The 6,796-nt window shown below is 66.4% G+C and carries 13 protein-coding genes; 10 read left to right on the top strand and 3 right to left on the bottom strand.

Translation table 11 applies throughout. From position 1 onward, the window contains the following. The first annotated feature begins 163 nt into the window (after positions 1-163). Positions 164-559, top strand: a complete 396-nt coding sequence (locus FVW20_RS00655) for a hypothetical protein (protein ID WP_196607857.1) — start codon at positions 164-166, stop codon at positions 557-559. Positions 560-1,021: 462 nt separating this feature from the next. On the opposite strand, the gene FVW20_RS00650 is transcribed toward FVW20_RS00655, so the two are convergent. Genes FVW20_RS00650 through FVW20_RS00640 form a run of 3 tightly spaced genes read right to left on the bottom strand, consistent with a single transcriptional unit; the run spans position 1,022 to position 2,412 of the window. Then, positions 1,022-1,582 carry a hypothetical protein gene (locus tag FVW20_RS00650; RefSeq protein ID WP_196607856.1) on the bottom strand — a complete coding sequence of 187 codons (561 nt, stop codon included), beginning with the start codon at positions 1,580-1,582 and terminating at the stop codon, positions 1,022-1,024. Then, on the bottom strand, positions 1,579-1,755 hold the full coding sequence (locus tag FVW20_RS00645; RefSeq protein ID WP_196607855.1) for a hypothetical protein: 177 nt from the start codon (positions 1,753-1,755) through the stop codon (positions 1,579-1,581). The genes FVW20_RS00650 and FVW20_RS00645 overlap by 4 nt, the downstream gene beginning before the upstream one ends. 9 nt (positions 1,756-1,764) lie before the next feature. Then, positions 1,765-2,412 carry a LexA family protein gene (locus FVW20_RS00640; RefSeq protein ID WP_196607854.1) on the bottom strand — a complete coding sequence of 216 codons (648 nt, stop codon included), beginning with the start codon at positions 2,410-2,412 and terminating at the stop codon, positions 1,765-1,767. 106 nt (positions 2,413-2,518) lie between these two features. On the opposite strand from FVW20_RS00640, the gene FVW20_RS00635 reads away from it, so the two are divergent. From FVW20_RS00635 to FVW20_RS00595, 9 genes are all read left to right on the top strand, one after another. Further along, the gene (locus FVW20_RS00635) at positions 2,519-2,824 is read left to right on the top strand and encodes an XRE family transcriptional regulator (RefSeq protein ID WP_196607853.1); all 306 of its coding nucleotides are present in this window, start codon (positions 2,519-2,521) and stop codon (positions 2,822-2,824) included. Between the two features lie 66 nt (positions 2,825-2,890). After that, the gene (locus FVW20_RS00630; RefSeq protein WP_196607852.1) at positions 2,891-3,346 is read left to right on the top strand and encodes a phage regulatory CII family protein; all 456 of its coding nucleotides are present in this window, start codon (positions 2,891-2,893) and stop codon (positions 3,344-3,346) included. Continuing rightward, entirely contained in the window at positions 3,336-3,563 is a 228-nt protein-coding gene (locus FVW20_RS00625; protein WP_196607851.1) for a hypothetical protein, read from the top strand. The genes FVW20_RS00630 and FVW20_RS00625 overlap by 11 nt, the downstream gene beginning before the upstream one ends. Next, a complete protein-coding gene (locus FVW20_RS00620) occupies positions 3,560-3,790 on the top strand; it encodes a hypothetical protein (protein ID WP_196607850.1) in 231 nt (76 codons plus the stop codon). Before FVW20_RS00625 ends, FVW20_RS00620 begins: the two co-directional genes overlap by 4 nt. Before the next feature lie 8 nt (positions 3,791-3,798). After that, a complete protein-coding gene (locus FVW20_RS00615) occupies positions 3,799-4,074 on the top strand; it encodes a hypothetical protein (protein WP_196607849.1) in 276 nt (91 codons plus the stop codon). Then, positions 4,061-4,201: a hypothetical protein gene (locus FVW20_RS00610; RefSeq protein ID WP_196607848.1), complete on the top strand. Its 141-nt coding sequence runs from the start codon at positions 4,061-4,063 to the stop codon at positions 4,199-4,201. The genes FVW20_RS00615 and FVW20_RS00610 overlap by 14 nt, the downstream gene beginning before the upstream one ends. 42 nt (positions 4,202-4,243) lie before the next feature. Continuing rightward, the gene (locus tag FVW20_RS00605; RefSeq protein WP_196607847.1) at positions 4,244-4,780 is read left to right on the top strand and encodes a helix-turn-helix domain-containing protein; all 537 of its coding nucleotides are present in this window, start codon (positions 4,244-4,246) and stop codon (positions 4,778-4,780) included. Then, positions 4,777-5,259, top strand: coding sequence for a hypothetical protein (locus tag FVW20_RS00600; RefSeq protein WP_196607846.1), 483 nt, complete (start codon positions 4,777-4,779; stop codon positions 5,257-5,259). Before FVW20_RS00605 ends, FVW20_RS00600 begins: the two co-directional genes overlap by 4 nt. Before the next feature lies 1 nt (position 5,260). Continuing rightward, a complete protein-coding gene (locus FVW20_RS00595; RefSeq protein ID WP_196607845.1) occupies positions 5,261-6,793 on the top strand; it encodes a hypothetical protein in 1,533 nt (510 codons plus the stop codon). Positions 6,794-6,796 lie beyond the last annotated feature (3 nt).

The raw sequence follows: 6,796 nt of genomic DNA, 5'->3' as shown, positions 1-6,796 counted from the left end.
TCGAGGAGTTCGTATGCGTCTGGCAGGCGGGCTGCCGCAGCCCATCACCGTTGTGGTACGCCGCGTGCCGCCCGTTGCCAGCGTGGCAGGGCGGGTGCCTGCGGCCCTGTCCGTCACGGCCCGCTCGCGCAGGCCACGCTGATACCCCCTGAAGGAGCACCCCATGGAAGACACCGCGTACCAGGGCGACAGCCGCAGCATTGTCATTACCGTGCTGGACGACGTAGGCACCGACCCCCTGAATCTGGACGGCTACGCCGCCACGTGGGCGCTGTATCAGGCCACCGACGGCGGGCAGCCCATGGTCCGCCATGCCGACGGCGGGGTAAGCCTGTCGCCCGCCACCCGGCAGGTGCTGGCAAAGACCAGCGCGGACGGGGGCATTACCGTTGCCGATGCGGCCACCGGCACCCTGCAACTGCTGCTGACGCCGGACGATACGGCAGACCTTGTGGGCAAGTACGTGCACGTCGCCCACCTGACCAAGGCGGGCACCCGCCTTACGGTGGTGGCGGGCGTGCTGGAGTTTCGGCGCACCGTGCCGCAGGCTGGCGGTTGACACCGGGCCTGCGGCACAGACGACGTATTTTCCACGCTGTAACCTTGCGCATGGCAGCTCGATGTTATATCTCTGGCGCATGTTCGTTTCGCCCACAGTCAAGGTATTCGTCGTTTGCCTGCTCGCAGTGTCCGCGCTCATGGGCCTTGCGCGCTTTTTCGGTGCGTCTGAATACGACGGAAAGGACGTGGCTTGGGCACTAACTTGGCGAGTAGAATGCACGCCGCTTACGGGCACAGATGAGCCGCCCCAGCCAAACCAAACTCCGTACTGGTGCTTTGACCAGCGCGGGACTTTCACCACGACTCACCCGCCCAATCGCCCATAGCCTCAAAGTACAAGCCCCCCTTGAAAGGGGGCTTTTTCTTCGTGTGCGTCACTCACTGTGGCAGGAAAAAATAAGGGCCAGCGCCCGCGCCTTGTGCGCTGGGTGCTGGCCCTTGATTCGTTTGGGTGGCGGGGCTACCGCGTCTTGACCTTGACGTACCAGTAACCAACGTGCGCCCCGGCGGGGAAGGCTTCCACGCTCTGGATGCCGTTGACGCCATCCCACCGGACGGTCGCGGCGGACGCGAAGGCCGGGGCGGCGGATATGCCGATGGCCTGCCCGCAGGCCGGGCCGAAAGGCACGGGCGCGTCCTTGCCGGGGGTTATCTCCATCCAGTCGGCCTTGCCGCCGATGAACGTGATTTCCACGTTGCCGCCGCCCGGCAGGGCATAGCGCCGCTTCTGCCCGTACTTGCTCTTGTCCTTCGCCGTCGGCTTGCCCAGCAGCTTTGCCACGGCAACCTCGTCCTTACCGGACAGAGAGGGCACGTCCACCAGCAGCTTGGCGGGTGCCGTCGCATCCCCTTTGGCCAGCTGGGGGCAGTCCGCCTTGCCCAGCTCCACCCATTTGCCTGCGGGCTGGTCTTCGTCCAGAACATGGACGATGGCCCCGCCAACGCCCTTTGCGGCCAGCGTGCCGCATATCCCCCGTGCAAACCCGTCAAACGCGCCAGGCTGTTTGCCCTGTCCGGTCACGCCACCAGCAGGGACGGCAAGCTGCGGTTATTCCAGGCGGCACTGCGCACGTCGGTGTGCGCGCGCACTGCGGACAGTGCAGCATCAAGCGCCTGGCCGTCGGCTGCCTCCGCAGGCAGCGCGGCAAGAAAAGTGAAGATGGTGATAACAAAGGCAGCAAAAGTGAACCTCATGACCGCTCCTCATAGGCGTCTGCGCACGTAGATTACGGGCGCCAGGGTAGCAATTCCGTCTCGTCCTATGTCCAGATAAAACGGTGTGCGCTCTCCGTCCTTGGGGTCTCCCCAGCCCTTCAGACGGACGTCACCCGCCCGCTCTCCCACCCCCAGGTACAGCTTGACGGATGCCAGCCCGTCCTTCCTGGCGATGTACACGGCATCGCCCGGCAAAGGGTCCTGGTCAGGGTCCGCATAGCACACCTGACCGGATGAAATGCCTGCAGGCACCATTGATTCACCAAACGCGATAACGGCAATGGTATTGGGGCCGACCACGGGCAAAGAGGCGCTGACGGCAACCGGCATGACCTGATTCCAGCCCTGTATGCCGCACGATGCCAGGCCCACCATGGGCACGGCGCGCAACTGGGTATCCGGTGGCGCCGGTCTGTCGCTTACCAACATCTCACCCTCGCCGAAGTACAGCCACTCGCGCGCTATTTCCGGGTAGGCTTCCAAGATTTGCGGTAGCACAGGCCACAGATTGTCCTGGCGCTTGGCGTTCAGGTACCCCTGGAACCTGCTTTGCGCCATGCCAAGGCGCGCCGCAAGGCTCGTCTGCGACCCGGCAACAATGGTTGCTATGCGCCTAACCCTTTCGAATAATTCCATATAATAGTTCTTTTGGTAAAAAAACGAAAAACACGTTGCACTAACCGTGAATCTTGGTTAGTGTCGATTCCAACACATCAGGAAACCTCAAACGCAGGTGGCTACCATGCAATCAGGTATCGCACCGACCCTAACCGAACTTTCACGCCAAGAAAAGCTGCGCCTGTGGATGGACCGCACCGGGGCGACCTTCCTTGGCTTGTCCGCAGGCGTCGGCATAAATCCCGCCGTGTTGGGGCGGCAGTGCAAGCAGGACACCATGCCTGCCCGCAACCACCGTGCCCTTGTGGCCCAGGGTGTTCCGGCGGAGCTGCTGCCCATTCCCCTGGACCAGCGCCCCGGCCCCAAGCCACGCGCCCGCTGCATCTCCTCCACCGCCCCGTCGCCCCCGTCGCCCGTGGCAACCGCCTAGCCGCATCATCCCCTACATTTCCCGTAACTGCGCGCCAGTAAATGAGAAAGGCAAGGTAGGACTCTCATGGATGACTCTCTCCTCGACATCCTGCGCGAAGACGTGAAGCGCGCCCCCAACGGACGCAAGGCAGATCGCGTCGCGGAGTTGCTGGGCAAGGGCTACTCCACGTTGATGAACGAGCTGAACGGCTCCATTCCCGGCCACAAGTTCGGGGTGATGCACCTTGTTCCGCTCATGGAGGCCACCGGCTCGCTCCGCCCCCTGGACTACCTGGCCGGTGCCATGGGCGCGGTGGTCATCCGCCTGCCCAAGGCAGGGCAGGGCGGGGCCACCACGGAGCGCGATGCCGTAGCCGCCGTGCGAGAGTTTGGCGAGCTGATGGCCGCAGTGGGCGCGGCGCTGGACGACGGGCGCATCAGCAAGGACGAGCGCCGCCGCATCACCCGTGAGGGGTACGAAGCGATGCAGGCCATCATGACCTTGCTCAAGCAAGTGGAGGACATGCGCCATGAATGCTGATGCATCCCGCCAAGCCACGCCCCGCACCGCCGGGACCCGCCGCCCTTCGCTGTTCGAACGCTCCCTTGTCGCCCGGTGCCTGGGCACCGAACTGGTCACAGCCCGCCTGAACGAGATGTGGGAGCGCGCCCTGGCCGATGGCGCGCAACTGTACGTCAACGACGGCGAGGGCACGGCCTGCGTGTTCGCGCCGCAGGGTGCGGGGGGGCTGTCGTGAACCGCAACCGTCGTCGCCGTGTGGAGAAGTGCATCGCCTGCTGTGAACGCCTGCGCCTGCGCGTGATGCGCCTGCGCAACGAAGAGGCTGCGGAGCCGAAGACGCGCCAGCAGAAGGACACAGAGGCCGACAGGCTGGGCTGCACCGGCACGCCGCAGGAAAACCTGGACGAGGCGGACAGCTCCCTGTGGCTGGTCACTGAAAAGCTGCGCGAAGCCATCGAATAGGAGGCCCCATGTCCCGTCGTCTGCATCCCTCCGTGGTCATAGCCGAAGAAGCCCACCTGTTGCTGCAACGGGCCGAAGCCTTCGCCGCCCGGCGCGACCTGCACCAGGCGGACAAGGCCAACCTGTGGCCGGTGCTGAACGGCCTGCGCGAAATACGCGACCGCCACCGCGCCCAGCTTGGCCAGCTGTACGACATGGACGCGCCCACGGCCACGGCGACGACGGACGCAACCCCCACATTGGGCAACGCCGCAGGGCAGGGGGACCACCATGCAGATTTCTGACCCGTGGCTGTGGGGTCCAGTCGCCTTTCTGCTGGCGCTGGCCGCATTCAGCTTCCGGATGGCGGCCCGGCAGCGCCGCATCCATCGCGAAACGTCCCCCATCCTCGTCCGTCGGGGGCGAGGCTAACCGCAAGAGCCGCCCCGCAAGGGGCACGCAAGGAGGCTCACCATGTCCAGCCTTACCGCAGCCCGCACCGAGAATTTTGACGATGCCTACGCCCGCATCCGCGAGGCGTTGGGTATCCGCACCCAGGTGCAGCTGGCAGAGGTGCTGTGTATCCGCCAGTCCAGCATCAGCGATGCCAAGCGCCGCGGATCCATCCCGTCTGACTGGCTGCTGACGCTGGGCCTTGATCATGGCCTGCACCCCGTGTGGGTGCTGACCGGCACGGGCGGCAAATACCTTGTGGCGTCCGACCAATCCACGGACATGCTCCTGGGCAGCGAGGTGGACCGCATCAGGGCCGAAGCCGCCGAACGCGCCAGGCAGGACGTCATAGACGGGCTGGGCGTTTCGCGCCTGCTGTCGCTGCTGCGCCAGGCCCTGCCGCAGGATGTGACCCTGCGCATGGAGATGCCCGGCGGCGCCAGCGATGCGGACCTGACCAACGGTATTGGCGGCACCGTGACCGGCACGGCCACCCCGTGCGGCATGATCCGGATGGATGATCGCGCGGGCGCGTCGGGCGCCAAGGTAGCGGCATGAAACCCACGGTAGGCGCCATCGTCGTTGTCGGGGCGCTGCTGACGTTCGGAATTTTAGGCGCGCTGCTGGTTGGCAGCTGCGCAAGAGAGGAAACGAAGATGGAAGGCAAAAGCAGGGACGAAGTGGTGGCAAAGGCGCGCGAGGTGCTGCGCAGCAAGCTGAATGACTTGCAAAGCCAGGTGGATCGCACCGAATGCGCGTGCGTCATCGCCATCATGGCCGACGAACAGGGCGAGGTGTCCGGATCTGTCGTCATGGGCGGCGTGGTCAAGGACCCTGTCCGCTTTGGGGTGTCGCTGGCCGCCAGCATCGAGGAGGTCAAAAAGGGCCTGCGGGCCATCGGCCCCTGCGATTGCCCGGACTGCCGGGCCGCGCGGGCCCACGCGCAAATCAACACCATCATGCGCGGGGCGGCGCAGGCATCCGGCTCGCATCCCGGTTTTGCCACGGGATCGCCGCACGGCCCCAAGGACAACTGACATGGACGCCCCCTGTCCGGTACTGGGCCGCCCGGCCAGCGACGGCGAGTGCGGCACCACCATCCTGGCCGCCACGCCGGACCAGATGGCCCGCTGCCGCCAGTGCGACCGGGGCATTGCCTTGATGGCGTCGGTACGGCGCAAGCCCAGTGACCTGTTGACGCCGTCCTACAAATCCACCCGGCCCGCCGTGGGCACCGCCCCCCGCGCCTTGAAAGACTATCCCACCCCGGCGGCTTCGGCGGCGGAACCCGCCAGCCAGACCGCCCAAGCCCCCGCCACACGGAAGGCACCCAAGGAGGCCCCCATGGCGAATTACGGAAAATGCAAGCAGTGCGGCGCCAAGAATCGCGCGCTGCCCTGTCGCGGTCTGTGCAGCAGATGCTACGCGGCCTTCCGCGAGCTCAAGAAAAAGTGGCTGGCGCTGGGCAATACCGGCGACCCCGCACCGGACTTTACCGGCGAAGACACGGCACCCGACACCGCAGCCGATGCCGCCCCCATCCCCACCCTTGGCCAGCAGGCAGGGCAGGGGGCGCAGGCCGAAGCCGGGCAGCTGCCCGGCAGCGAATGCGCGGACGATGCACAGCAGCCGGACCTGGACGGGTTGTCGCGCGTGCTGGGTGTGCCTGCCGACACGCTGGCGCAGGAGATGGGCTTGGCCGTGCCGGTGCCGCTGGTGGACCACGTCCGGGTCATCGTGGACGGGCAGGACGTCGGATCGCTGGAAGAGTGGAAGGCGCAGAACGACGCATGCGCCATGGGCGATACGGAAGGTGGAGCTGCAGCGTCCTTCGCGGGGGACTACGACCCCGCAGACGATGGCCGTCTTGCCCGCAAGCCGGACGAGGACGCGGAAAACAAGGCGATGTCGGACGCCCTGGCGGCTGCCGCCAACGGCGGCCCCTCCGTCTACCACCTTACAGGGGAGCGTTTCGACCGTGCTGCCGAGGCCGCCGCCTTTGCTTCGGCCAAGGCCGCCATCGCCGAAGAGGCCGCCGTTACCGCAACAGTCGCCCCCACCGACATCCCCGCGCTGGAAACGGCGCTCTCCTCCATCACCGACAAGGTGGCCGCCAGAATGGCCGAGCAGGACCAGCCCACGCAGGCCTCTGCGACCGTGCCCCCTACTGGCGGGCAGGTGCTGATCGGCGGGCGGCTGTTCGCGCCGCTGGTAGCCGAGGGGCGCGTCAGCAAGCCCAGCCTGACGGTGTACCGCAAACGCTGCCGCCTCAATCTGGCCGCCCTGCGCGCCCTGGGTGCCCAGGACCTGGAACGGGGCTACGTGTCCCTCTACTGGAGCGAGGAGCAGGCCCAGCTGGCCCTGCGCATCCTGCCCGCACAGGCCAACGGCGCGCTGCACCTGCGCTATGCCAAGCCCATCAACAAGGGCGCGGAATTTTCCACGCCGGTCATCGCGCGCAAGCTGGCCCTGGACGATGCCGAAAAGGCCTCTTTCAACCTTGCGGTTCAGGACGGCTTCCTGTTGGCCGGTGCGCCCGTGACGGACGGCGCCGCGAAGGCAGGGGGGTAGCCC

The sequence above is a fragment of the Nitratidesulfovibrio oxamicus genome, from assembly GCF_015731765.1.
Classification (GTDB): Bacteria; Desulfobacterota; Desulfovibrionia; order Desulfovibrionales; family Desulfovibrionaceae; genus Cupidesulfovibrio; species Cupidesulfovibrio oxamicus.
This window is presented reverse-complemented; position numbering and strand designations above follow the sequence as displayed.